This is a genomic window from Nocardia sp. 348MFTsu5.1 (assembly GCF_000383535.1).
Lineage (GTDB): Bacteria > Actinomycetota > Actinomycetes > Mycobacteriales > Mycobacteriaceae > Williamsia > Williamsia faeni.
Window position 1 is genome coordinate 579,772 of the sequence record NZ_KB911510.1, and the last position, 22,556, is coordinate 602,327.

At 62.6% G+C, this 22,556-nt stretch carries 20 protein-coding genes; 15 read left to right on the plus strand and 5 right to left on the minus strand.

The window, feature by feature from the left end; genetic code table 11:
• The first annotated feature begins 34 nt into the window (after window positions 1-34).
• The gene (locus H290_RS0106020; RefSeq protein ID WP_020105874.1) at window positions 35-925 is read left to right on the plus strand and encodes a universal stress protein; all 891 of its coding nucleotides are present in this window, start codon (window positions 35-37) and stop codon (window positions 923-925) included.
• Window positions 926-948: 23 nt separating this feature from the next.
• Here the strand turns inward: H290_RS0106020 and H290_RS0106025 are convergent, their stop codons facing one another.
• The 4 genes from H290_RS0106025 to H290_RS0106040 all read right to left on the minus strand — a co-directional run bounded on the left by H290_RS0106025 (window position 949) and on the right by H290_RS0106040 (window position 6,458).
• On the minus strand, window positions 949-1,959 hold the full coding sequence (locus H290_RS0106025; RefSeq protein WP_028462848.1) for a zinc-binding alcohol dehydrogenase family protein: 1,011 nt from the start codon (window positions 1,957-1,959) through the stop codon (window positions 949-951).
• Window positions 1,922-3,106 carry a glutamate--cysteine ligase gene (locus tag H290_RS27910; RefSeq protein WP_231373508.1) on the minus strand — a complete coding sequence of 395 codons (1,185 nt, stop codon included), beginning with the start codon at window positions 3,104-3,106 and terminating at the stop codon, window positions 1,922-1,924. The genes H290_RS0106025 and H290_RS27910 overlap by 38 nt, the downstream gene beginning before the upstream one ends.
• Before the next feature lie 178 nt (window positions 3,107-3,284).
• Window positions 3,285-5,660 (minus strand): FdhF/YdeP family oxidoreductase, encoded by a 2,376-nt coding sequence (locus tag H290_RS0106035; protein ID WP_020105877.1) that lies wholly within the window; start codon window positions 5,658-5,660, stop codon window positions 3,285-3,287.
• Between the two features lie 99 nt (window positions 5,661-5,759).
• Entirely contained in the window at window positions 5,760-6,458 is a 699-nt protein-coding gene (locus H290_RS0106040) for a TetR/AcrR family transcriptional regulator (protein WP_020105878.1), read from the minus strand.
• Window positions 6,459-6,857: 399 nt separating this feature from the next.
• On the opposite strand from H290_RS0106040, the gene H290_RS0106045 reads away from it, so the two are divergent.
• Genes H290_RS0106045 through H290_RS0106060 form a run of 4 tightly spaced genes read left to right on the plus strand, consistent with a single transcriptional unit; the run spans window position 6,858 to window position 13,348 of the window.
• The gene (locus tag H290_RS0106045) at window positions 6,858-8,036 is read left to right on the plus strand and encodes an ABC transporter substrate-binding protein (protein ID WP_369758764.1); all 1,179 of its coding nucleotides are present in this window, start codon (window positions 6,858-6,860) and stop codon (window positions 8,034-8,036) included.
• Window positions 8,037-8,089: 53 nt separating this feature from the next.
• Window positions 8,090-10,864 carry a branched-chain amino acid ABC transporter permease/ATP-binding protein gene (locus H290_RS0106050; RefSeq protein WP_020105880.1) on the plus strand — a complete coding sequence of 925 codons (2,775 nt, stop codon included), beginning with the start codon at window positions 8,090-8,092 and terminating at the stop codon, window positions 10,862-10,864.
• A complete protein-coding gene (locus tag H290_RS0106055; protein WP_020105881.1) occupies window positions 10,861-11,604 on the plus strand; it encodes an ABC transporter ATP-binding protein in 744 nt (247 codons plus the stop codon). The genes H290_RS0106050 and H290_RS0106055 overlap by 4 nt, the downstream gene beginning before the upstream one ends.
• 10 nt (window positions 11,605-11,614) lie before the next feature.
• Complete coding sequence (locus H290_RS0106060; RefSeq protein WP_020105882.1) at window positions 11,615-13,348, plus strand: class I adenylate-forming enzyme family protein; 1,734 nt, start codon at window positions 11,615-11,617, stop codon at window positions 13,346-13,348.
• 29 nt (window positions 13,349-13,377) lie between these two features.
• Here H290_RS0106060 and H290_RS0106065 read toward each other — a convergent pair whose 3' ends face one another.
• Window positions 13,378-14,145 carry an IclR family transcriptional regulator gene (locus tag H290_RS0106065; RefSeq protein ID WP_020105883.1) on the minus strand — a complete coding sequence of 256 codons (768 nt, stop codon included), beginning with the start codon at window positions 14,143-14,145 and terminating at the stop codon, window positions 13,378-13,380.
• 47 nt (window positions 14,146-14,192) lie between these two features.
• Here H290_RS0106065 and H290_RS0106070 point away from each other — a divergent pair, with 47 nt between their 5' ends.
• The 10 genes from H290_RS0106070 to H290_RS27930 all read left to right on the plus strand — a co-directional run bounded on the left by H290_RS0106070 (window position 14,193) and on the right by H290_RS27930 (window position 22,229).
• Window positions 14,193-14,981, plus strand: coding sequence for a 2-keto-4-pentenoate hydratase (locus H290_RS0106070; protein WP_020105884.1), 789 nt, complete (start codon window positions 14,193-14,195; stop codon window positions 14,979-14,981).
• 39 nt (window positions 14,982-15,020) lie between these two features.
• Complete coding sequence (locus tag H290_RS0106075; RefSeq protein ID WP_020105885.1) at window positions 15,021-15,980, plus strand: acetaldehyde dehydrogenase (acetylating); 960 nt, start codon at window positions 15,021-15,023, stop codon at window positions 15,978-15,980.
• Window positions 15,977-17,020 (plus strand): 4-hydroxy-2-oxovalerate aldolase, encoded by a 1,044-nt coding sequence (gene dmpG, locus H290_RS0106080; protein WP_020105886.1) that lies wholly within the window; start codon window positions 15,977-15,979, stop codon window positions 17,018-17,020. Before H290_RS0106075 ends, dmpG begins: the two co-directional genes overlap by 4 nt.
• Window positions 17,021-17,121: 101 nt before the next feature.
• Entirely contained in the window at window positions 17,122-18,525 is a 1,404-nt protein-coding gene (locus H290_RS27915) for an aromatic acid/H+ symport family MFS transporter (protein ID WP_051121880.1), read from the plus strand.
• A 316-nt stretch (window positions 18,526-18,841) separates the two neighbouring features.
• Complete coding sequence (locus H290_RS30100; RefSeq protein ID WP_020105888.1) at window positions 18,842-19,621, plus strand: hypothetical protein; 780 nt, start codon at window positions 18,842-18,844, stop codon at window positions 19,619-19,621.
• Window positions 19,618-20,040 (plus strand): phage holin family protein, encoded by a 423-nt coding sequence (locus H290_RS0106095; protein WP_020105889.1) that lies wholly within the window; start codon window positions 19,618-19,620, stop codon window positions 20,038-20,040. The genes H290_RS30100 and H290_RS0106095 overlap by 4 nt, the downstream gene beginning before the upstream one ends.
• Window positions 20,037-20,627 carry a DUF3618 domain-containing protein gene (locus tag H290_RS0106100; protein ID WP_020105890.1) on the plus strand — a complete coding sequence of 197 codons (591 nt, stop codon included), beginning with the start codon at window positions 20,037-20,039 and terminating at the stop codon, window positions 20,625-20,627. Before H290_RS0106095 ends, H290_RS0106100 begins: the two co-directional genes overlap by 4 nt.
• A 164-nt stretch (window positions 20,628-20,791) precedes the next feature.
• Window positions 20,792-21,091: a lipopolysaccharide assembly protein LapA domain-containing protein gene (locus H290_RS27925; RefSeq protein WP_020105891.1), complete on the plus strand. Its 300-nt coding sequence runs from the start codon at window positions 20,792-20,794 to the stop codon at window positions 21,089-21,091.
• A 67-nt stretch (window positions 21,092-21,158) separates the two neighbouring features.
• Window positions 21,159-21,773 (plus strand): DUF2231 domain-containing protein, encoded by a 615-nt coding sequence (locus tag H290_RS0106110; RefSeq protein ID WP_020105892.1) that lies wholly within the window; start codon window positions 21,159-21,161, stop codon window positions 21,771-21,773.
• A 213-nt stretch (window positions 21,774-21,986) separates the two neighbouring features.
• A complete protein-coding gene (locus H290_RS27930) occupies window positions 21,987-22,229 on the plus strand; it encodes a hypothetical protein (protein WP_155976698.1) in 243 nt (80 codons plus the stop codon).
• Window positions 22,230-22,556 lie beyond the last annotated feature (327 nt).

The following is a 22,556-nucleotide window of genomic DNA, read 5'->3' on the forward strand; positions in this document are numbered from 1 at the left end:
AGTCCTCTGTAGTGCTCGTCTGAAAGGTGTTGCCATGTCGCATGTTCAGCGGATCATCGTCGGTGTTGACGGGTCGGAGCATTCCCTCGCGGCGGTGCGCTGGGCCGCCCAGGATGCGGCACTTCGGGCCGTGCCCTTGGCCATCGTCACGGCGCTGAAGGATCGTTTGCCCAGCCTGGCTGACGCGATCAATCTGCGGTCGGATCGTTCCAAAGTTGTCCGGCGCCATGCCGAACTCACCTTGGAAGCGGCGGCCGAGGTTGCCCGGGAGGCCGCTGCTTCGCGAGATCTCGAGATCAGCACCCTGATCGAGTTGGGTTCGGCCGCGGACATCATGCCGAAACTGGGGGAGCAGTCGGCGATGCTGGTACTCGGTTCACGTGGGCTCGGGGAGTTCAGAGGGGGCCTCATCGGATCGGTCAGTAACAGCGTTGTCACCCACGCCCGCTGCCCGATCACCGTGGTGAAGGCGGACGACCGCTCTGCAGAGGCATCGGCGTTGCCGGTGGTGGTCGGTCTCGACGGCACCAAACACAGCGAACCGGCGCTGGCCCACGCCCTGACCGAGGCGTCGATCCGGGGCGTCGACCTGGTCGCGGTTCACGCATTGATCGACCTCGATCCCGGGCACTCCGCATCGGGAGGACTTGCCGATCCGAAGCTTCCATCCGACGCCGATGACGACATGGCGCTCGCGGAGAGCCTGGCCGGGTGGCAGGAACAGTTTCCGGATGTTCACATCCGTCGCGAAACGGTCCGGGATCGTCCGGTACGGCAACTGGTGCGCGAAGCTGATCAGGCGCAGTTGATCGTGATGGGGAGCCGGGGCGGGGGCGGGTTACCGACGATGCTGTTCGGCTCCACGAGCCAGGCCGTGCTGCACACCGTGCAGACTCCGGTGACGATCGTGCCCACCTCTCGGTGAAAACTGCGGCGGCGTCGCCGCTGTCAATCTGGTTTGGGGCGCAGGACTGCCGCGCCGGCGAAGTGACCGGCTTTGAGGTCACGTAGCGCGGTGTGTGCTTCGGTGAGCGGATATTCGGTCGTTTCGATGTGGAGTCGGTGCTGATCGGCGAACCGCAGGAACTCGCGGGCGTCGGACCGGGTGTTGGCCTCGACACTGTGGATCTGTTTCTCGTGGAAGAGATGCCGCTGATAGTCGAGCGGTGGCGTATCGCTCATGTGGATGCCTGCCAGGGAAAGTGTTCCGCCACGATCGAGTGCCTCCAGCGCCGTGGGCACGATGTCGCCGACGGGTGCGAACACGATGGCCGCGTCCAATGCTTCTGGCGGGGAGTCGTAGGTGTCCTGGGCTGAGGAAGCGCCGAGTTCGAGCGCAAGGTCCCGCGCTTTCTCATCGCGCGTCATCACATGCAGGGTCGCGCCCTGGTGGAGGGCAACCTGGGCCACCAGATGGGCGCTACCACCAAATCCGTACAGACCCAGACGGCCACCCGAGGGGAGCTCTGCTCGTTTCAGCGCGCGATAACCGATGATTCCGGCGCACAACAGCGGGGCCAGCTCGGTGGGGGTGTAGCCGGTGGGCAATGCCAGCGCGTAGTCGGCCGGTGCCACGACGAAATCGGCGTATCCGCCGTCGTGGTCCCATCCGGTGTACAGCGAACTCAGGCAAAGGTTTTCCGATCCCCGGCGGCAGTAGACGCAGGACCCACATGTCTGACGCAGCCACGGTACGCCGACCAGTTCACCGACCTGAAAGTCTGTTGTGGTGCCGGTGGCGATCTCGACAACGCGGCCGACGATCTCGTGACCCGGGACAACTCCGGGCCTGTGCACCGGGAGATCCCCTTCGGTGACATGAAGATCGGTCCGGCACACCCCGCACGCCTCGACCGCGAGCAGGAGTTCACCGGTGGCAGGGGTCGGTTGCGGCTCGATCACCAACTCGATCGGTGAGTCCTCAACCGGACCGGGACTCGTCACCCGCCATGCACGCATCTGTTCCACCTTCGGTCTCGAGCGTCTCTCGCCCGGGTTCCAGCGTGTCTGCGATCGTACGCGTGGCAACCTGATCGAGGACGGCCTCGATACCGCCCAGGTGGAAGGCGCGGCGTTGATGAACTGCTCCGTTGCCGGAGGTGAACACCTTCTCTATGGTGTCTGTGACCATCGTGTGGTCGCCGAGGAGATCAAGGGCATCCGACACGTGACGCACCAGGTGATCGACCGCCGTCCGCGTATCGACCATGCTGCCGCTCAACGGATCTGGGCACATCCCGGTGATCCCGTCCCGGGCAGCGCGCCATTTGGCGAGTCGCAGCCAGCTGGTATCGACTGGCGGCGGCGGGTCGTCGTTGCGCTGTAGTGCGGCAAGTTCGGTCATCACCAGTGCTCGCACAAGTGTTGCGCACAAAACAGTTTCGTCCGTGGTGGCCGGGACATCGGAGACCCTGAACTCCACGGTCTGGAACTTCCCGGAATACCGGATATCCCAATAGATCATGCCTTCGTCGAGCGCTGCTCCGACGGCGATCATTCTGGCGATCGCGGTGTCGTAGTCGTTCTCGGACTCGAAATGTGGCGGACAGTCCGCGGTGGGCCATCTCGACCACAACACCATTCGCCAACTGTCGTATCCGGTGTCGGTGGCGTTGTGCAGCGCGGAGTTCGCGGTCAGCGCCAACAGCACCGGTAGCCAGCGTCGGGACCGGCTGATCACGGCGATGCCGCGACCTCGATCCGGCACCGCCACGTGGACGTGACATCCGGATACTCCCTGCTCGCTCGCGAGTAGGCCGAAGTTGTCGGCGAGGAGTTGGTACCGGTCGGTTCCGGAGACCGGCCGGATGTCACCGGGCATGGGTGGAAGCCCACAGGCGAGCAAGCGCCCACCCATCTCCCGGGCCGCGGATTCCGCAGTCCGTCGACTGCTCAGGATGTGGTGGCGCAACTCGGACGACGTGTTCAGAACCGGTGTCGCTGTTTCGATCTGGCAAGGTGTTATCTCCAACTGGAGATCCAGCCCGAGCGATTTCGCCACATGGCGAACCGCCGTGCTCTCCATCAACGGTGCTCCGGTGATGGGATCGACGAGTAGTAACTCCTCCTCGACACCGAACGTCGGTATGTCCATCTTGCAGCTCATCGGATCTCCTGACTCTGTCGAGTCGGTCGGGTCCGAGGAGCTTGGGGCCTGACCGTGGCTCCTGGTTGTGGCGCAACAGGGGAGTACCCAAAAATTCCGCCATCTACCTGGCGCGCCGAATAGGTGTTGCCGTGCGATGCCTGCGCTCTATGCACTCTTCTGGCCGGATTCTTCTTCCTCAGCTCAGATGGCGGGGCTGCGGGTGGGACTTGTGATTCCAGTCGGACCCGGTCGGTTGCTGATTGCCTGTCCCCGACGACATCGTGTGCTCATCGGAGGGTACCAACGACACGATGATCGACTTCGATGTCGGACAATTGCTCTTCAGAGCGGTCGAGTCCAGTGGAACAAGGGGATTGGTCTCCGGATAGTAGGCGGCCGCGCAACCGCGTGGGGTCGCGTATTCGACAATGCGAAACGCTCGTGCACACCGGTCCTGGTCGTCATCGTCCCAGCGGGTGACGATGTCAACGATGTCGCCGTTGCGGTGGCCAAGGGCAGATATGTCTTCGCGGTGCATGAAGATCACGCGCCGACCGCCCTCGATGCCGCGGTAGCGGTCGCTGAAACCGTAGATGGTCGTGTTGAATTGATCGTGGCTGCGTAAGGTCTGCAGGATCAGATGGTTGGGCGGTACCTGTAGCGCGTCGATCGGTGACACCGCGAATTCTCCACGGCCGGAGTCGGTCTCGAAGGTGCGGGAGTCGCGCGGCGGATGCGGGAGGATGAACCCGCCAGGTTTGCGAACATTGACCTCGTATCCCTCGCAGCCGGGAACCACACGAGCGATATGTTTCCGGATGTTGCGATAGTCATCACGCATCGCGGCCCAGTCGATACCGTGTCGACTGCCGAGTGTGGCCTCGGCGATACCGGTGATGATCGCAACCTCGGATTTGAGGTGCGGGCTCGCCGGCGGTAATGGACCCCGGGAGGCATGAACCGAACAGGTGGAATCCTCGACCGAGATGTATTGAGGCCCAGTGGTTTGGACATCCTTCTCGGTTCGGCCCAAGGTTGGCAGGATCAGGGCGGTGTCTCCGCAGACGAGATGGGAGCGGTTGATCTTCGTTGAAATCTGTACAGTCATCCGGGCATTGCGAAGGGCTTGGAACGTGACATCGCTGTCGGGTGTCGCTTGTGCGAAGTTCCCGCCGAGACCGAGGAAGAAATGGGCTTTGCCGTCGCGCATCGCCCGGATGGAATCGACGGTGTCCAGACCGTGCTCGCGTGGGGGATCGAATCCGAACTCTTGCTGCAGCGAGTCCAGAAAATGTTGTGGCGGACGTTCCCAGATACCCATTGTGCGGTCACCCTGGACGTTGGAATGTCCCCGGATCGGGAACAGTCCGGCACCCGGTTTGCCGATGTTTCCTTGCGCGAAGGCAAGATTGGTGACTTCTTTGATGGTGGCCACGGCATTGCGGTGTTGGGTCAAGCCCATTGCCCAGCAGAAGACGGTGGCTTTCGAATTACGAAGAAGCGTGGCGGCGTCGGCGATCTGTTCACGCGACAGGCCCGTGGTCGCGGTGACGACATCCCAGTCCACGGCCCGAACGTGGTCCCGCCAAGCGTCGAAACCCGTGGTGTGGGCGTTGATGAAGTCGTGATCGAGAGCGTCTGATTCGACGAGCAGTGAGCCCAGGGCCTGGAAGAGGGCGAGGTCGCCGTTGAGGGCGATCGGAAGGAACAGATCGGTCAGGTCGGTGCCGGGACCGACCACGCCGCGCGGGGTCTGTGGATTCTTGAAGTTGACCAACCCTGCTTCGCGTAAAGGGTTGATGGACAAGATCTTGGCACCGTTCTTCTTGGCCTTTTCAAGCGCGGTGAGCATCCGGGGATGGTTGGTCCCAGGATTCTGTCCGGCGATGACGATCAGTTCTGCGTCGTAGACGTCGTCGAGGGTGACGCTGGCCTTACCGATCCCGATGGATTCCTGCAGGGCGATCGACGTCGACTCATGACGCATGTTCGAGCAGTCGGGGAGATTGTTGGTGCCAAAGGCGCGGGCAAACAACTGGTAGACGAACGCTGCTTCGTTGGAGGCCCGGCCCGATGTGTAAAAGATCGCCTCGTCGGGAGAGTTCAGACGGTTCAACTCATCGGCGATGAGCCCGAACGCTTCGTCCCATTCGATCGCTTCGTAGTGGGTGCCGGAGGGGCGTTTGATCATGGGATGCGTGATCCGCCCTTGTTGCCCGAGCCAGTGCTCGCTGCGGCCGTCGAGGTCGTCGATGCTGTGTTCAGCAAAGAAGGTGGGGGTTGCGCGCGTGGTGGTGGCCTCCTCGGCGACGGCTTTCGCGCCGTTCTCGCAAAACTCTGCGGTATGCCGGTGTCCGGGATCAGGATCGGGCCAGGCGCAGCTCATGCAGTCGAAGCCCTCGGCCTGATTCAGTTTGAGCAGCGTCTTCGCGGTTCGCGTCGGGCCCATGTGACCGAGGGCACGTTTCATCGACACGGCCACTGCAGTGGCACCGGCAGCATGTGTTTTCGGCTTCTCTATGTGCAGATTCGCCAGGTCACGTTCGTTGTTGTCCGCGTTGTTGTCAGGCATGAAACCCTTCCGATCCGCTCGCTCAGTGCTGCGCTCGCCGGGTACCCCGCACAGCTCGTCTTCATGCGTGCAGCCGACCAGGGAGAGGACCGCCGGGTCTCAGTTGGCGATCATCTTTTGGGCATGCGCAAGGATCGCTTCGAATGTGAAGTCGAAGGTCGTCTCCTCGACATCGTCGATGCGCCGGCCCTTGACCGAGAGTTCCTGGAATAGCGGAGCAGTCAATGCGCTGTTCGTGTCACTGCGTGGCCCACCGCCGCCGTCGCCTGAGAACACCCCCTGATGTTCGATCATTGCTGCGCCGCACACGTGTGCCAGCAGGGACAGATACACCTCGAGTGCATCCGGTGGGGTGAATCCGGCTTTGACCATCTCGGTGATGACCGAATTGAGTTTGTTGGCGGTAGCACGGATCGACATCGGACTCAGTTGTCCTGTTCTGGCACGCAGGAGGATCAACTCGACCAGCACCGGCTGATCCTGGAATGTCTTGTGCATCTTCCGGAAGTGCTTGCGCAGGGCGTCCTGCCAGTTTTCTGCAGTGACCGAAGGAGTCGCGGCGTGGTACTCCTCGCTCGCCTGTTCGGTCATCGCGTCGAGCAGCTCTTCCTTCTTGCGGAAGTACCAATACATGCTCGCGACACCGACGTCGAGATGCTTGGCGAGCGAAGCCATGCTGAGCTGACTCAGCGATGTCTTGTTGGCGACCTCGAATGCCCCGGCAATGATTTCCTCGGCAGAGATCGACCCTCGTGGCCGGCGGTTCCCTGCCGCCTGTCTCGAGTTCGAGGTCGCCATGTTCTCCTCATTCGCGCGCTGGTCGCCGAAATGTCAGATCTTCCTGGAAGCGAAGGGGTTCGTCCCGATGCCCGCCCGATGTGGCCGGGGCGAGTGCGCTGACGACACCTCGCGACGCCCAAACGGTACACCTTTGCGGGTCGTCGAACAGCGCGTCGGATTGGTGTGGTGATCGGAGTGCGTCCGGTTTCACCGATTCGCGATTTCCCGGTTCTGTAACGCGTTACAGTTCTGCCGAGACCTCGTATGGTCGCCCCTATCATTGGCCGTTCGATATCTCTCCGGCTGCGGATTGCCCTGGTCAGCCGCGTTCCACACTTTGAAGGGACTCAATTGAAAACAACACATTCAGTGCGCCGCGGCGTTCGTGATGTTGCCGCGATCGGCGCCGCCTCGCTCATGGTGCTGGGGGTGGTATCGGGATGTGCCGACTCGTCATCGGACTCGGGTGACTCGGCTGCCGCCAGCATTTCGTTGCCCTCGAATGTGCCCCAGGGCGATCCCATCAAACTCGGCTTCATCGCGCCGGAGGGCGGGGCCGCAAACCTTCCCATGGTTCGTGAGGGTGGTGAGGCCGCGGTCGAGTACCTGAACAACAACGGCGGCGGTATCGGCGGACACAAGATCGACCTCGTGGTCTGCAAGCAGCAAGAGGATCCGGCGTCGGCGACAAACTGTGCAAACCAGATGGTCGAGGAGAAGGTCGTCGCAGCGGTCACGCCGTTGGGTGCGCAGGGCGCGGTGATGGTGCCGATCATCACCGGCGCGGATATCCCTTATGTCGGGCAGGCCCCGGTCTCCCAGGTGGAGATGGTCACGCCCGGCTCATTCATGCTCTCCGGCGGGATCATCGCTGTGCTGACCGGGCAGGCAACGGTTGCCGCTCAAGAAGGCGTCAAGAAGTTCACCGTTTTCATCGGGGACAGCGGCGACGCCGCGGCGTCGGTGAAGTTGCTCGGCGATCCACTGTTCAGTCGGGCGGGAATTGCGCTGAACGTCGTCACCGTTCCGACCGGAACGGCAGATCCCACTCCGCAGATCACCGCCGGACTGGCGGACAAACCCGATGCCGTCACGATTCTCGGCGACACATCGCAGTGCATCTCGTCGCTCAAGGCGATGCAGACCGCGGCGCCGACCGTGAAGAAGTACCTGATTTCCACCTGCCTGGACCAGAAAGTGATCGAAAGCGTTGGCCTGGAAGCGGTCGCCGGTTCCAAGGCCTTCACCTCCGTCAATCTGAGCGCCGATGATCCATCGGTGAAGCTCTACAAGGACGTCATGGCGAAGTACGCACCGGACACCGATCCCGCCGGTATCGCTTACACCGGCTACCAGGTCGTCATGTCGATGGCCGAGGTCGGCAAGTCGCTCACCGGCCCGGTCACCGCCGAGCAGTTCACGGCAGCGTTGGAGGCGGCAAAGGATGTTCCGTTCCCAGCGGCACCGGGGTTGACCTTCACGTGTGATGGCAAGGCGTTCCCGCCGCTTCGTGCGCTGTGCAGCAAGGCAATTCTCGCCAGCGACGTCACCGCTGACGGATCACTCGAAAACTCTGTCGCAGTCAACAACGGCTAGATCTATCGGAGCGGGGGCCGCACGTCGCTGCGGCCCCCGGTCGAGGACACCTGATGACACAGCATTTCTCATTTCTCCTTCTGGGATTGGGCAACGGAGCCGTGTTCGCCGCGCTCGGGCTCGCCCTCGTGATGACCTTCAAGAGTTCAGGAGTGGTGAACTTCGCGACCGGCGCGGTTGCCCTCTATGCGGCGTATACATATGCGTTCTTGCGACACGGCGAACTCCTCAACCCGATCCCGGGTCTACCGGCGAGAATCGATCTCGGTAGCGAGTGGAGCGTGCTTCCGGCGATGGCGTTGTCGGTTGTCATCTCGGCGATTTTGGGTGTCATCCTCTACCTCTTGGTGTTCCGGCAGATGCGCTCGGCACCGGCGCTGGCGAAAGCGGTCGCGTCCATCGGCCTGATGTTGGTGATTCAGGCTGTGATAGCGCTGCGCGTAGGCGTCGACACGCCGACTGTTGGACCCATCTTCGAACACGACACACTGCAGATCGGTGACATCGTGGTCCCGACCGATCGACTGTGGCTTGCCGCGGTGGTTGTCGGGCTGGCTGTGTGTTGCGGGCTTGTCTTGCGTTACACCCGCTTTGGTCTCCAGACCGAAGCAGCTGCCGAGTCCGAAAAAGGCGCGTTGGTCACGGGCCTGTCGCCGGACCGGATCGCAGTGAGCAACTGGGCTCTGTCGTCTGCCACCGCTGCCATCGGCGGCATCGTCATCGCACCGATCATCCCGCTCAATCCGGTCGCATATTCGATGTTCATCGTGCCGGCGCTGGCGGCGGCACTGGTGGGCAACTTTTCGAGTGTTGCGGTGACGGTGGGCGCCGGACTGGTGATCGGGATGGTGCAGTCCGAGGCAACCAATTTGCAGTCGACGGTCGACTGGTTCCCGGAGGCGGGCGTGGCCGAAGCCGTTCCGTTGCTGCTCATTCTGGTGTTTCTCCTGGTTCGCGGGCAACCACTTCCGGGACGAGGCGCGGTGACCCGCCAGGACCTCGGACGGTCGCCCCGGCCTCACCGGCTGCTGCTGGGCACGGCTGTTGGTCTGGGCGTCGGGTTGGTCGCGCTCTTCATGACGTCGGGGAGCATGCGGCTGGCTGTGGTCTGCTCGATGATCTACGGAATCATCGCGCTCTCGCAGGTGGTGATCACCGGATATGCCGGTCAGGTTTCACTGGCGCAGCTCACCCTGGCCGGTGTCGGCGCATACAGCCTGACCAGGTTCACCAGTGATCTGGGAATTCCGTTTCCCATCGCTCCGATCCTGGCGGCCTTGGTGGCGATGGCCATCGGGGTCGTGGTCGGATTGCCGGCTCTCCGCGTTCGCGGACTACCGCTGATGGTGGCGACTCTCGCGTTGGCGGTGTTCCTGGAGGCGTTCTGGTTCCGCAATCCCACCCTCAACGGCGGTATGCAGGGTGCTCCCATCGAGCCACCCGAATTCTTCGGCATCGATGTCGGCATCGGAGCCGGGGAGGGTTACCCGAGACTGGCGTTCGGAATCGTGGTTCTTGCCTTCCTGATACTCGTTGCATTCGGAGTTGCGACCCTGCGGCGCAGCGGTTTCGGTGCATCGATGCTCGCGGTGCGGGCGAATGAGCGATCAGCGGCTGCGGCAGGTATCAACGTCGGAGTGACCAAGCTCGCGGCGTTCGCGCTCGCATCCTTTGTGGCGGGCCTGGGCGGGGCACTCCTGGGCTATCAGCAAACCCTGGCCACCGCGGGCAGCTTCGGGGTGTTCGCCGGGATCGCTCTGTTCGCGGTCACCTTCGTGGCAGGAGTGACGTCCGTGTCCGGGGGATTGCTCGCCGGAGTCCTTGCACCCGGTGGCCTGATGTTCTTCCTCAGTGATCGCTACCTGGACTTCGGCGAGTACTACATGTTGTCGAGTGGCATTCTGCTGGTGGTCGTCGTGGTCACCAGCCCCGACGGACTTGCCGGATATCTCCATCGGATCCGGATCCCCGGATTGCGCGGTGGCGGGGTGCGGCCGAGGGCAAGTGAAATGTCAGTCGCCGCCGAAGAGACTGCTCTCGCCCCCGAAGGTCGCACCGGCGACGATGTGGTCCTTTCGGTCCGGAATGTCAGCGTTCGGTACGGTCCCGTGCGCGCAGTCGACGACGTGAGTTTCGATCTTCATTCCGGAGAGATCGTCGGGCTGATCGGCCCCAACGGTGCAGGTAAGACGACGCTCATCGACGCCATCGGCGGTTTCGCCGTCGCTGATGGCCGAGTGACACTGAACGGCAACGAGATCGAGAAGCTGCCACCCCATCGTCGGAGCCGTTTCGGATTGGGTCGCACCTTCCAGGATCTGGAGCTCTACGACGAGCTGTCGGTTGCGGAGAACGTGACGGTCGGGGCGGTCCGCACTGGCGGCGAAACGTCCGAGACGGTTGATGCAGTGTTGCGCTTGCTGCAGATCGAACATCTGGCTCATGTTGCTGCAGCTGACCTTTCACAGGGCCAGCGGCAGTTGGTATCGGTGGCCCGAGTGCTTGCCGGCCGCCCGATCGTCGCCATGCTGGACGAGCCCGGGGCCGGACTCGACACCACCGAGAGCCGGTGGCTCGGTGAGCGACTGCAAGCGGCTCGCGCGATGGGGTCGACAATGCTGCTTGTCGATCACGACATGGAACTGGTGCTCAGCATCTGTGATCGCGTCATCGTGCTCGACCTCGGTGGTGTGATCGCCACGGGTACTCCCGACGAAATCAGAACGGACGATGCGGTGATCCGCGCCTACCTTGGTTCCCCCACCGGACACGGCAATGACCTGACAGAGACCTCGGGTTCTGTCGCTACCGACGAGGTTTCAACATGAGTGTTCTGTCCTGTGAAAACCTGGACGCCGGCCACACTCGGAGGAGTCCGTGCGTGCGCGGCCTCGATCTGTCACTGTCCGAAGGCGAGATCGTTGCGCTCCTCGGACCGAACGGCGCGGGCAAGACGACCTTGCTGATGACGCTGGCCGGATTGCTTCCCAGGCTTGGCGGCTCGGTGTTGTTGGCGGGTGAGCAACTCGGGTCAGGGAATACTCGCGCGGCAGTACGCCGGGGTCTGGTCCTGGTTCCCGACGATCGTGCACTGTTCAAGAAGTTGTCCGTCGCGCAGAATCTCCGTCTGGCCATCAGGGGGCGTGGACCCACGGCGCGCTCGTCCATCGACGAAGTGCTGCAGTACTTTCCCGCGCTGGAAGCTCGATTGAATCTGGCCGCAGGTCAGCTCTCCGGTGGTGAGCAGCAGATGCTCGCGATCGGCCGGGCGCTTGTGCAGCGACCCAAGGTGCTCCTCATCGACGAGCTGAGTATGGGGTTGGCGCCGGTTGTGGTCGAGTCGATCCTGGGTGTCTTGCGCAATGTGGCGTCCTCCGAGGGAACTGCGGTGATGCTGGTGGAACAGCATGTGCGCCTGGCACTCGGGATCGCTGATCGAGCGGTTGTCCTGGTGCATGGTCACGTGAGCCTGGAGGACGATGCCACGGTGCTTTCGAATGATGTGGGCAGGATCGAACGGGCCTATCTCGGTCAATCCGGCGGCGACAGTCGTCCGCAAGCGGTGTAGGAGACGTCGAATGCCGGAAGATGTTGCAGTAGAAGCAGAGACGGTCATCGCGACCTATCGCGAGATCGAACACGAGCTGACGGCCGTGGAGGCTCCGTTCGAAACAGTGGAGATCGCGGGTTCGGGAGGAGTCATCCGCAGCTACCGGCATGTGCCGGAGAACTTCTATGACGTCGCGGAGGCCATCGAAGAGCAGTTTGCCGACAATATGCTTACGGTGAGTCCGCACGCATGGACGTACGGCGAAGTGTTTGCGCGTGCCAGGCGGCTGGCTGCCGCGCTCGAGGACCGGTACGGCATCGGACCCGGTGATCGGGTGGGCATCATGATGGCCAACCAGCCGTACTACCTGGTGTCGCTGCTCGCGATCACGCGGATCGGCGCGGTGGCGGTGCTGTACAACAGCCGCGCGAGCCGCGCTGAGATCGGCTCGGCCACAAGCGATGTGCGCAGTTCGGTAATCATCGCCGACCCCAAACGCATCGCACTCATCGAGCAGTCGGACTGTGATTCGGTCTTGATCTCGACCGAATCGATTGAGGGCATGGGGGTCGCGACGCTCGCTGATCTGATCGACGGCGCCGACAAGGACAGCGAACGTAATGTGGTGTCGCCGGAATCGGTCTGCATGATCTTGTTCACCTCGGGCACGTCGGGTCGGGCAAAGGGTGTTCTGCTGACTCATCGCAATCTCGGAAATGTTGTGCTCAACATGCGATACGTACTCGAGTGCAATCTCAGATTCGCGGCGAGACAGTACGGCATTTCGGTCGATGAGATACGCGCGCTGATGCCTCCGGTGTCGTCGTTGCTGATCTTCCCGCTGTTCCATGTCTCAGGTTTTGCGGCGCTGATGGTCACGATGCAATCGGGTGGGCTGGTCGCGACGATGGAGGGCTGGGACCCGGAACGTGCCGCGGGTCTGGTGGAGGAGCACAAGCTCACGTTGATGGCGGGCCCACCGATGGTGGTAGACGAGCTGCTCATGCAGCCATCTGCTCAAGAGCGCCTCGGTTCGCTCATGAATGTGGTTCCGGGTGGGCAGGTCACACCGCCCAACGTCAAGAGCAAGATCGCCACGACATTGCCGAATGCGCAACGGAGTTCGGGGTGGGGGATGACCGAGACCGGCGGAAGTGTGTGTACGGCGAACGGTGCTCTGCTGGGCATCTTTCCGGACACGCTGGGGCCGCTGAGTCCGACGATGGACGCCCGTGTCATGGACGCCGACGGACACGAAGTGCCATCCGGAAGCGTCGGCGAGCTCGAAATCCGCGGAGGACTGGTGATGGCCGGCTACGCGGGGCCCGATGGTTTGGCTGTCGAGACTCCTGACAACTGGTTCCGCACAGGCGATCTGGGATTCATCGACGAGTTCGGCCTTGTCTACGTCGTTGATCGCGCGAAAGACATCGTCATCTCGGCGGGCGAGAACATCTCATGCGTCGAGATCGAAAATGTTCTCATCGCCAGTGACTGGTTCGTTGAGGTGGCCGCATTCGGTGTGCCGGACGCCCGACTGGGTGAACGGCTGGTCGCGGTGGTCACCCTGCGTGACGGACAGTCTGTCACTGGCGACGACATCCGCGGTCTCGCGCGCGAATCGCTTCCGGAATACAAGATTCCCACTGAGATCATCTTCGACGCCGGGCCGTTGCCGCGGAACGCAACCGGAAAACTTGTCAAACGCGTACTGCGTGCGACGTACCTTGAACGGCACCACAGCAACGCGGGAGTCGGCTAGACAAGTCCTGCCGCCTTCACCGGCCCGGGCTACGAACTCGAGACCGACCGGTCCGAACCGTCGCGCGAGAGGGTTCGTCCCAGCGCCAGGGATGCAGTTCGTACGGCGGGTCCCAAGAGTTCGGGTTTGAACCGTTCTTTCGGCACGGATACCGACAGTGAGGCGACCGGTTCGTCTCGCATCAGGACGGTGGCCGCGAGACAGCAGGTACCTTTCGATGATTCTTCACGTTCGATGGCGACACCCCGGGCGCGGGTCTGGGCAAGTTCTCGTTCCAATATTTTCGGATCGGTGATCGAGTTCTCGGTGTAGCGACGGAGTGGGCGCGTCAGTACGTCCGTCTGGAAGTCCGGGGATTCGAATGCCAGCAGCGCTTTGCCCACCGCCGTGCAGGTGAGCGGGAGTCGGCCACCGACTTGTGACGGCAAGTGCTGCGCGGTGTGTCCATGGATCTTCTCGATGTAGACCACGTCGTACTGATCGCGCACGGCGAGGTGGACTGTTTGTTCGGTGACGGCGTAAAGATCCTGCATGAATGGCATCGCAGCTACGCGTAGACGACGTTTCACCGATACCCGCTCGCCCAATTCGAACAGTGTCATCCCGAGTTCGAACTTGGCTCCGGTCCGCTGGATCCAGCCGAGTTCGCTCAACTCGACAAGCAGTCGGTGCGCGGTTGACCGTGGGATGCCGGTGCGCGTGCACACATCGGCCAGGCTGAGTGCGGTCCCGCCGGGGAACGAGTCGAGCAACAGGGCCGACTTTTCGAGCTGCGACATGTTTCCATCCCGTCTCATGGGACGAATCCTAGTCCGGGGTTCGAAAGGGCCATACCTTCGTGCTCATGACAACGAAAGAACACGTGATCGGCGATGCGGCCGAGCGACTTGCCGCCGCTGCGCGTACGGGAACACCGTGCGAGCCGGTGCGGGACCTGATCGGCCGCGACAACATCGATGCGGCCTACCGCGTGCAGAAGCTGAACATCGACGGGCTGGTTGCGTCGGGGCGTCGCATCGTCGGGCGCAAGACAGGCTTGACGTCGCCGGCGGTGCAGAAACAGCTCGGTGTCGACCAGCCCGACTTCGGTGTGTTGCTCGACGACATGGACTGCACCGGTGATGCAGAGGTGGACTCCACACGTCTGCTGCAGCCGAAAATCGAGGCCGAGATCGCGTTCGTGCTTTCCCGCGACATCACGGCGCCGATCACCGAAGCCGATGCGCCGCAGTACGTATCCGATGTCTATGCCTCGTTCGAGATCGTCGACAGTCGTATTGCCAACTGGGACATCAGCCTGGCCGACACGGTTGCGGACAATGCGTCGTCCGGACTCTACGTGCTGGGGGATCGACGTGACCGAGGCGATGTTCCCGACCTCACCGGCGTCGAGATGACCATGACCGAAAACGGTGTGCAGGTGTCGCAGGGCAAGGGCTCGGATTGCCTGGGCAGTCCCTGGAATGCCTTCGTATGGCTGGCCAACATCACACTCGAATACGGATCAGTCCTCCATGCGGGAGAGGTTGTCCTGACCGGCGCCCTGGGACCGATGGTGCCGGTGACCCCCGGCTTCACCTATGTCACAACAATTTCCGGCATCGGCTCCGCGACAGCGGTTTTCAGTGCCTGACCACTCAGTAGCCAATCAATCCAGTCGAAAGCAGAACGTATGAGCACCATCAAGGCCGCGATCATAGGATCGGGCAATATCGGAACCGACCTCGTCATCAAACTCAAGCGAGTGGCCAAGAACGTGGAGATCGCCGTTCTGGTCGGTATCGACCCGAACTCCGACGGGCTCGCTCGCGCCAAGCGGATGGGCATCAGCACCGTGGACACCGGAGTCCAGGGTCTGATCGATCACCCGGACTTCGCCGACATCGAGATCATCTTCGACTCGACGTCCGCGAAAGCACACGTTGCCAACGAAGAAGCGTTGCGGCCGTACGGAAAACGCCTCATCGACCTCACCCCGGCCGCAATCGGGCCCTACGTGGTGCCTGCCGTCAACCTCGAAGAGCACCTGCATGCACCGGATGTGAACATGGTGACGTGCGGTGGGCAGGCGACCATCCCGATCGTGTCGGCAATTTCGTCCGTGACCACGGTCCACTACGCCGAGATCGTGGCGTCGATCGCTTCGAAGTCTGCCGGTCCCGGGACGCGGGCGAACATCGACGAGTTCACCGAAACCACATCTGAGGCCATCAGGGCGGTTGGCGGCGCTGCATATGGCAAGGCGATCATCGTGCTGAATCCGGCTGATCCACCACTGATCATGCGCGACACAGTGCTTGCGCTGGTGACCAACCCGGATCAGGATGCGATCCGTCAGTCGGTTCTCGACATGGTGGCCAAGGTGTCGGCGTACGTGCCGGGCTACCGCCTCAAGCAGGATGTTCAGTTCACCCAGCTCGACGATGCCGAGTCCGTGGCGACGCTCACCGGTGGTGTCGATGTCGGGCCGGGTCTGTGGAAGGTGGCGGTGTTCCTCGAAGTCGAGGGCGCTGCCCACTACCTGCCGGCCTACGCCGGAAACCTGGACATCATGACCTCGGCCGCGCTGCAGGTGGCAGAGCGGATCGCCGAAACGAAACTCACCGACTCAACTGTGGAGATGGCCCGATGACAACCAACAACCGAGCGTCCGCCATCGACGGCGCGCCCCTGTACATCCAGGACGTCACGCTGCGCGACGGCATGCACGCCACCCGGCACCGGATCACACCGGAAAACGTCGCCCGGATCGCCGGTGCCCTTGACCGGGCCGGTGTCGACGCGATCGAGGTCACCCACGGAGATGGCCTCGCCGGACACAGCCTCACCTACGGACCCGGCAGCAACACCGACTGGGAATGGATCGAGGCCGCCGCCTCTGTGGTGCATCGCGCGAAACTCACCTCATTGCTGCTTCCCGGGGTCGGCACCGTCAAAGAACTCGAACGCGCTTTCAAGATGGGTGTGACCTCGGTTCGAGTGGCAACCCACTGCACCGAGGCAGACGTTTCGGCCCAGCACATCGCCAAGGCGCGTGAGCTCGGGATGGATGTGTCCGGCTTCCTGATGATGTCGCATCTGGCCGAGCCGGCCGCGCTCGCGGAGCAGGCAAAGTTGATGGAATCCTATGGTGCACATTGTGTTTACGTCACGGATTCGGGTGGTCGGTTGACGATGGACGGTGTCCGGCAGCGGGTACGCGCCTATCGGGACATTCTCGATGCCGATACCCAGATCGGTATCCACGCACACCAGAATCTGTCACTGTCGGTGGCCAATTCGGTGGTGGCGGTGGAAGAAGGTGTCACCCGCGTCGACGCCTCGCTCGCCGGACATGGTGCGGGCGCGGGCAACTGCCCGATCGAACCGTTCATCGCTGTCGCCGATATCGAGGGCTGGAAGCACGGCTGTGACCTCTTCGGTCTTCAGGATGCCGCCGACGACATCGCCCGGCCCCTGCAGGATCGTCCCGTCCAGGTCGATCGCGAGACACTGACCCTCGGGTTCGCGGGTGTCTACTCGAGTTTTCTTCGGCACGCCGAAACCGCGGCCAAGCAGTACGGACTCGACACCCGCTCCATCTTACTGGCGGTCGGCGAGCGTGGACTTGTTGGCGGACAGGAAGATCTGATCACCGACATCGCACTGGATCTGGCGGCCGGCAAGAAGTAGGTCGACGCTCACCCAGGTCATCACTAGGCATTTCCCCGGTGTGATGGGCAACACAACAGGTCACTGTTGTGAAACTGTCCACTCAAGCGAGGGAAAAGTCTATGAACTCAGCAATCGGCGGGACCGGCAGCGAGTACCGAAGTCCAGGTGGTTCCGTATCCGGGTGGTCGAGCCCGAAGCATCGAAACAGCGTCCTGTGGATCGTTGCGTTGGCCACTGCAGCGATCGTTTTCGACGGATACGATCTGGTCGTGTACGGCACGGTCCTGCCGACACTGCTCGATGACCCCACACAACTCGGGAATCTGTCGGCGGGCACAGCCGGCGTTCTCGGGTCCTATGCGCTGGTCGGGGTGATGCTCGGCGCACTGATGGCGGGTGCGTTCGGTGACCGGCTCGGCCGTCGGCGAATGATGTTGATCAACATCGTCTGGTTCTCGGTCGGTATGGGTGCCACTGCCCTCGCGCAGTCCATCACCTCGTTCGGGATGTTGCGATTTTTCACCGGTATCGGTGTCGGGGGCCTCGTTGCCACCGTCGGGGCGATGATCGCGGAGTTCGCGCCGGCCGCCAAGCGGAATACCTACAACGCGATTGTCTACAGCGGTGTCCCGCTCGGTGGCGTTCTCGCGTCGACGCTGGCGATACTGCTGGAGGATCACATCGGCTGGCGCGGGCTTTTCTGGATCGGCGCCCTTCCCCTTGTTGTCCTGCTGCCGCTGGCGGTGGTGAAGATGCCGGAGTCGCCGCAGTGGCTGCTTGCTCGCGGCCGCTACGACGACGCTCGGAAGATTTGCGATGCCACCGGCATTCCGATGCCGACGGTGACAGCAAAGCCTTCTGCGACAAGTGATGTCGTCGGCGAGAAGGTCGGATTCGCCGCATTGGCAACAAAGCCGTACCTAAAGCCCACCCTGCTCCTGGGCTTCATGAGCTTCGCCGGATTGTTGCTGACCTACGGATTGAACACCTGGCTGCCGCAGATCATGGAGAACGCCGGGTTCAATGCGAAGGGCTCGCTGGCGTTTCTGCTCGTGCTCAACGGTGGAGCGATCGTCGGTGGGTTGATTGCCGCACGCATGGCCGATCGTCGTGGACCACAACGCATCGTGGCCACCACCTTCTGTATCGCAACTTTCGCGCTCATCTGCCTGACTCTCGGACTTCCGCTGCCGGTGCTGCTCGCTGCGGTCGCGGTCGCCGGAACCGGAACCATCGGCACACAGGTCCTCATCTACGGCTACGTCTCGAATTACTACCCGACAAGCGCCAGGGCAGCCGGGGTCGCGTGGTGCGCAGGGTTCGGCCGACTCGGCGGCATCGTCGGACCGATGATCGGCGGCCTCCTACTCGGAGCGGGCATCAGCTCCGGCACCGCCTTCTACATCTTCGCCGGCATCGCACTCGCGGGTGCGGGTGTCACCTTGCTGGTGCCGGCCAAGTCCGAACTGCCCACACCTGTCGCGCTTGACACGATTCGCGTCCCGCTGAGCGTGCAGGACTAGGCCGAGCAGGACTGACCGCTGCAGAAGCACGGCAGAAGTGCTCTCGCCCGGCTCGTCCGGGCGAGAGCACTGTCCGGTGTGTGCGGCCGCGCATGCCTGGGTGGGACTGGTTGTACTCCAAGAGGTTTGGCCCCGAGGCGCGCCGATATTTAGAAACCGAAAGCATCTTTTCGAGCGTTTGATTGCTCGGACACAACGGATTCGCGAAAGTTCAGCCCCGGTGATTGGGTCTTAGCCGATGTGGGTATTCAGTTCCTCGGGTCGAGTAGTCGGCCTATCTCCGCACCAAGCTTCAAGAGGAACGCGAGAGTTCACCATGACTACTTCAAATGGCATTCCCAGCTCGTATCAGACTCCCATCAATTCGCCGCCGGGGTCGGCAGACGACTCCTCGACAGCCGATGTTGCGAAACAGCAGGCCGGTCAGGTTGTCGAAGGCGCGAGCGACGCCGGAAAACAAGTCGCCGCGGTCGCCGGCGATCAGGCACAACAGGTGGCCGGCGAGGCCAAAAACCAGGCGCAAGATCTACTGCACCAGACCCGAGACGAGCTCACGACCCAGGCAGCAGCGCAGCAAACACGTGTTGCCGGTAGCCTGCGGGCCCTGTCGGCAGAGTTCGATTCGATGGCGAGAGGAAGCGAAAATCCCGGATTGGCAACGGATTTGACGCGTCAGGCCGCGGGACATGCCGATACCGTGGCGTCCTGGCTGGATGAGCGTGAGCCCGGCCAGATAGTGGATGAGATCACCCGGTTCGCTCGTCGCAAACCAGGTACATTCCTGGCTCTGGCGGCTGGGGCCGGGTTGTTGGCCGGTCGTCTCGGGCGCGGCTTGGCCGCATCCGACAGCGATACATCCACGAACTCGGCCCGTTCACGTCCGCTGCCGAGTCGGGCAGTCGACACCCCGACCGCTCCGCTACCCCCATTGCAGCCACCGGCCGCGGGCTACGGAAGTCCTCCACCCGCGGGGTACGGGGCCGGGGTCCATTCCGCTGCCGACAGCACGCGTTCGGAATCGTCGTATGTCGTGCGACCGCAGGCCAGTCCGGATGCGGGATACGCTCAGCGGCCGTCACCGGGGGTGAACCCATGACCGGCGCGCACAGCACGCCTGCCGCAGCAGGCGGTGATCCCCCGTCGATCGGGGAACTTTTATCGAATGTCAGCGAGGACCTTTCGGTACTCGTCCGGCAAGAGATGGCACTGGCCAAGGCCGAGGCGACCCAGACTGCCAGTCGAGTGGGCAAGGGCGCCGGAATGCTTGCAGGCGCGTCCGTCGCCGGTTACTTCGTCTTGCTGTTCCTGTCCGTCGCCGGATGGTGGAGTCTCGGAAATGCCATCGGCAGAGGATGGTCCGCGCTCGTGGTGATGGTGATCTGGGCGGCGATCGCAGGTGTCCTCGCAGTACTCGGCCGTTCGGCGCTGCGGAGGGCCAAAGGCCTACCGCAAACCGCAGATACCGTAAAGAACATACCCGGCGCGTTGACGCCGCATCCACAGGAGAGATCATGACCACCTCAGATCCAGACCAGATTCGGGCCGACATCGAACGCACGCGGTCGACCCTGAGTTCAGACGTCGATACGCTTGCGTACGAAGCCAATCCGGCCACCATGGCGAAACGCAGGGTCGGACGGGTGACCAGCACCCTCGGCGGTGTCCGCGATCGGGTCATGGGCTCGGCCCACGAAACCGCGCAGAACACCTCGGATGCAACAGGTTCCGCGATCTCGTCCGCCTCCGACGCTGTCCAGTCGGCTCCCGGCACGGTCAAAGCGCAGACCCAGGGCAATCCGCTGGCGGCCGGCGTCATCGCCTTCGGCGCCGGTCTCCTTGTCTCGTCGCTCATCCCGGCCAGCGAACGAGAAGCACAGGTGGCTGCGACGCTGCAGGAGAAGGCACAGCCACTCACCGACGAACTCACGGACGTGGCCAAGCAAACCGCGCAGAACCTGCAAGGGCCTGCACAGGAAGCGGTGGCCGCGGTAAAGGAGACTGCAGCCGATGCCGCGGAGACCGTCAAACAAGAGGGCACATCTGCAGCGCAGGATGTCCAGCGTCAGGCGAGGGACGCAAAGGATACCGTTGCCGACCAGTGAGAATGGGAACGAAAGGGTTCTGAGCCCCGGACGGATCGGCTCGGGCGACGGGGCGCCCGAGCCGACCATTCGCGTTGGGCGTCCCCACACACCCAGTCCAGGTTTGTGATCGGTGTTGCCGGGGTAACAGGTCTTCGATTTCACATTTCCGTCGGAAGGGCATCATGAGTACTCCCGGATACGATGCAGCCACCCCCACCGCCGGCTCGTCGGCGCCCGTCGCGAAGAAGAAGAGACCCATCACGACTGTTATCGGCCTGTTGGTGGCGGTGGCACTGGTCATTGCGCTGTTCGCCTTCGTTGTCCAGAACACAGAAGCAGCGAACATCGAGTTCTTCGGTCTCGAATTCGAGATGGCCCAGGGTGTGGCGCTACTGCTGGCGGCAGTCGTCGGATTTCTCATCGCCGTCCTTTGTAGCGGTTTGCTACGAGTCCGCCGGAAAGTGCGTAATCGCCATCATTGAGGGAGTTCGTCGACCTATGTCGTGCGCGTACAGCGGTGAAAACACCCCTATTCGGGAACGGTGAGCCATGAGTACACCAGTCGATGGAGAGAACCCAGAAGAGAATCCGGCCGATGTATTGCCGCAGCAGGATGACCACGTCGGAGGAGTGGCCGCCACCAAACGGCTTCGACCGCCGGCCCGTGCACTGAAGGGGCTCGAAGATCTTTCGGTGGTCGATTCGCCCGCCGCCAAGCTGGCGGAGACTCTTCAACGTGTGTTGCCGACTGCGGCGTCGGCGTTCTTGCGTGGACACTGGCTGGGCCATCCGTTGCATCCGATTCTCGTGACAGTTCCGATCGGGGCCTGGATTGCGGTGCCGCTCCTTGATGTCACCGGCCAACCCGCCGCTGCGCGACAGCTACTCGCGTTTGGTGTCGCAGCGTCGCTGCCCGCATCGGCGACCGGTCTGGTGGAGTTCACCACTCTCGACGTCGCCCAGCGGCGCGTTGCCCTTCTTCACATGGCGGCGAACACCCTCGCCCTCAGTTGCTTTGGTCGTTCCTGGTGGCAGCGACGGCGTGGCGGCCACCTGCGCGGGGTCGGATGGACTGTGGCGGGACTGACCGTCGCGGGAGTATCTGGCGCGCTCGGCGGTCATTTGTCCTACTCACAGGGAGCCGGGGTAGGTCGGGAACGGTGAGGCCTCCGTCGAGGCAGCGACAAAGTTCAGCCTGTGGGTCTCACTCATGTGGGGGATGTTTGGAACTGTTGAGGTGTGGGCACTCTAGATCACGCTTCTCCTGCGGTTAAGGATTTTCCCGCCGCAGGTGGGGCAATTTGTGCGAGTTCTCGATGCCTCCAGATGCGTGGGCTCTGCCGAGCTCGGTCGTTGGGACAGTTCTGGAGGAAAACCATGATCGCTCCGAGTCGTCGCCGGTCCGGATACGGAGCAATGGAATTGCTCAGCGTGACGAGGGAGCCGGCCCACACCGGCGCGGTCGTCTGGAAACTGCAGTGCGATCAATGTGAGCGCACATTCACCGTCGCAGCCGTCAAGCTGCGCCGCGATGCCGAACACGTTGCGGCGGCCCATGGTTGGTCGATTTCTGCTCCACTCACGCTGTGCCCGGCCTGCGCGTCGATTCGCCGCCAGTAGTGGCGTCTGTGCGCAACCGATTCGGTGAATAACCCTCCGCCCATTCGCCGGCGACCTGCGTCAGTGATCATTTGCGTGCAAATCAAGTTGTTCCGCGCGGCGAAGTAGATTTCCTGAATGCGGATGCCCGCATTCTTTTTTTGGGTACAAAGTCACCTATCGGCGCGGAGATCACCAAAAATGATGACGGCGGCAGGTCGCGACTGAAATACTTTCGAAACCAACTTGGCATTTGGTCTCGGCCTTGGCCGCCCGAGGTGATCTGGGTGTCAGTCGGACTGACGGCGATGTGGTAGGGAGGTTTGTGCTTTGGAAGATGACTATGAC

Excerpts from the sequence above, each read along its gene's own strand:
- H290_RS0106055 (WP_020105881.1), top strand. The coding sequence starts at position 10,861 with ATGAGTGTTCTGTCCTGTGAAAACCTGGACGCCGGCCACACTCGGAGG.
- H290_RS0106035 (WP_020105877.1), bottom strand. The coding sequence starts at position 5,660 with ATGCCTGACAACAACGCGGACAACAACGAACGTGACCTGGCGAATCTG.
- H290_RS0106020 (WP_020105874.1), top strand. The coding sequence starts at position 35 with ATGTCGCATGTTCAGCGGATCATCGTCGGTGTTGACGGGTCGGAGCAT.
- H290_RS27925 (WP_020105891.1), top strand. The coding sequence starts at position 20,792 with ATGAGTACTCCCGGATACGATGCAGCCACCCCCACCGCCGGCTCGTCG.
- H290_RS0106070 (WP_020105884.1), top strand. The coding sequence starts at position 14,193 with ATGACAACGAAAGAACACGTGATCGGCGATGCGGCCGAGCGACTTGCC.
- dmpG (WP_020105886.1), top strand. The coding sequence starts at position 15,977 with ATGACAACCAACAACCGAGCGTCCGCCATCGACGGCGCGCCCCTGTAC.
- H290_RS27915 (WP_051121880.1), top strand. The coding sequence starts at position 17,122 with ATGAACTCAGCAATCGGCGGGACCGGCAGCGAGTACCGAAGTCCAGGT.
- H290_RS0106025 (WP_028462848.1), bottom strand. The coding sequence starts at position 1,959 with ATGCGTGCATGGCGGGTGACGAGTCCCGGTCCGGTTGAGGACTCACCG.
- H290_RS0106045 (WP_369758764.1), top strand. The coding sequence starts at position 6,858 with ATGGTGCTGGGGGTGGTATCGGGATGTGCCGACTCGTCATCGGACTCG.
- H290_RS0106075 (WP_020105885.1), top strand. The coding sequence starts at position 15,021 with ATGAGCACCATCAAGGCCGCGATCATAGGATCGGGCAATATCGGAACC.
- H290_RS0106065 (WP_020105883.1), bottom strand. The coding sequence starts at position 14,145 with ATGAGACGGGATGGAAACATGTCGCAGCTCGAAAAGTCGGCCCTGTTG.
- H290_RS27910 (WP_231373508.1), bottom strand. The coding sequence starts at position 3,106 with ATGAGCTGCAAGATGGACATACCGACGTTCGGTGTCGAGGAGGAGTTA.
- H290_RS0106050 (WP_020105880.1), top strand. The coding sequence starts at position 8,090 with ATGACACAGCATTTCTCATTTCTCCTTCTGGGATTGGGCAACGGAGCC.
- H290_RS0106110 (WP_020105892.1), top strand. The coding sequence starts at position 21,159 with ATGAGTACACCAGTCGATGGAGAGAACCCAGAAGAGAATCCGGCCGAT.
- H290_RS27930 (WP_155976698.1), top strand. The coding sequence starts at position 21,987 with ATGATCGCTCCGAGTCGTCGCCGGTCCGGATACGGAGCAATGGAATTG.
- H290_RS0106100 (WP_020105890.1), top strand. The coding sequence starts at position 20,037 with ATGACCACCTCAGATCCAGACCAGATTCGGGCCGACATCGAACGCACG.
- H290_RS0106060 (WP_020105882.1), top strand. The coding sequence starts at position 11,615 with ATGCCGGAAGATGTTGCAGTAGAAGCAGAGACGGTCATCGCGACCTAT.
- H290_RS0106095 (WP_020105889.1), top strand. The coding sequence starts at position 19,618 with ATGACCGGCGCGCACAGCACGCCTGCCGCAGCAGGCGGTGATCCCCCG.
- H290_RS0106040 (WP_020105878.1), bottom strand. The coding sequence starts at position 6,458 with ATGGCGACCTCGAACTCGAGACAGGCGGCAGGGAACCGCCGGCCACGA.
- H290_RS30100 (WP_020105888.1), top strand. The coding sequence starts at position 18,842 with ATGACTACTTCAAATGGCATTCCCAGCTCGTATCAGACTCCCATCAAT.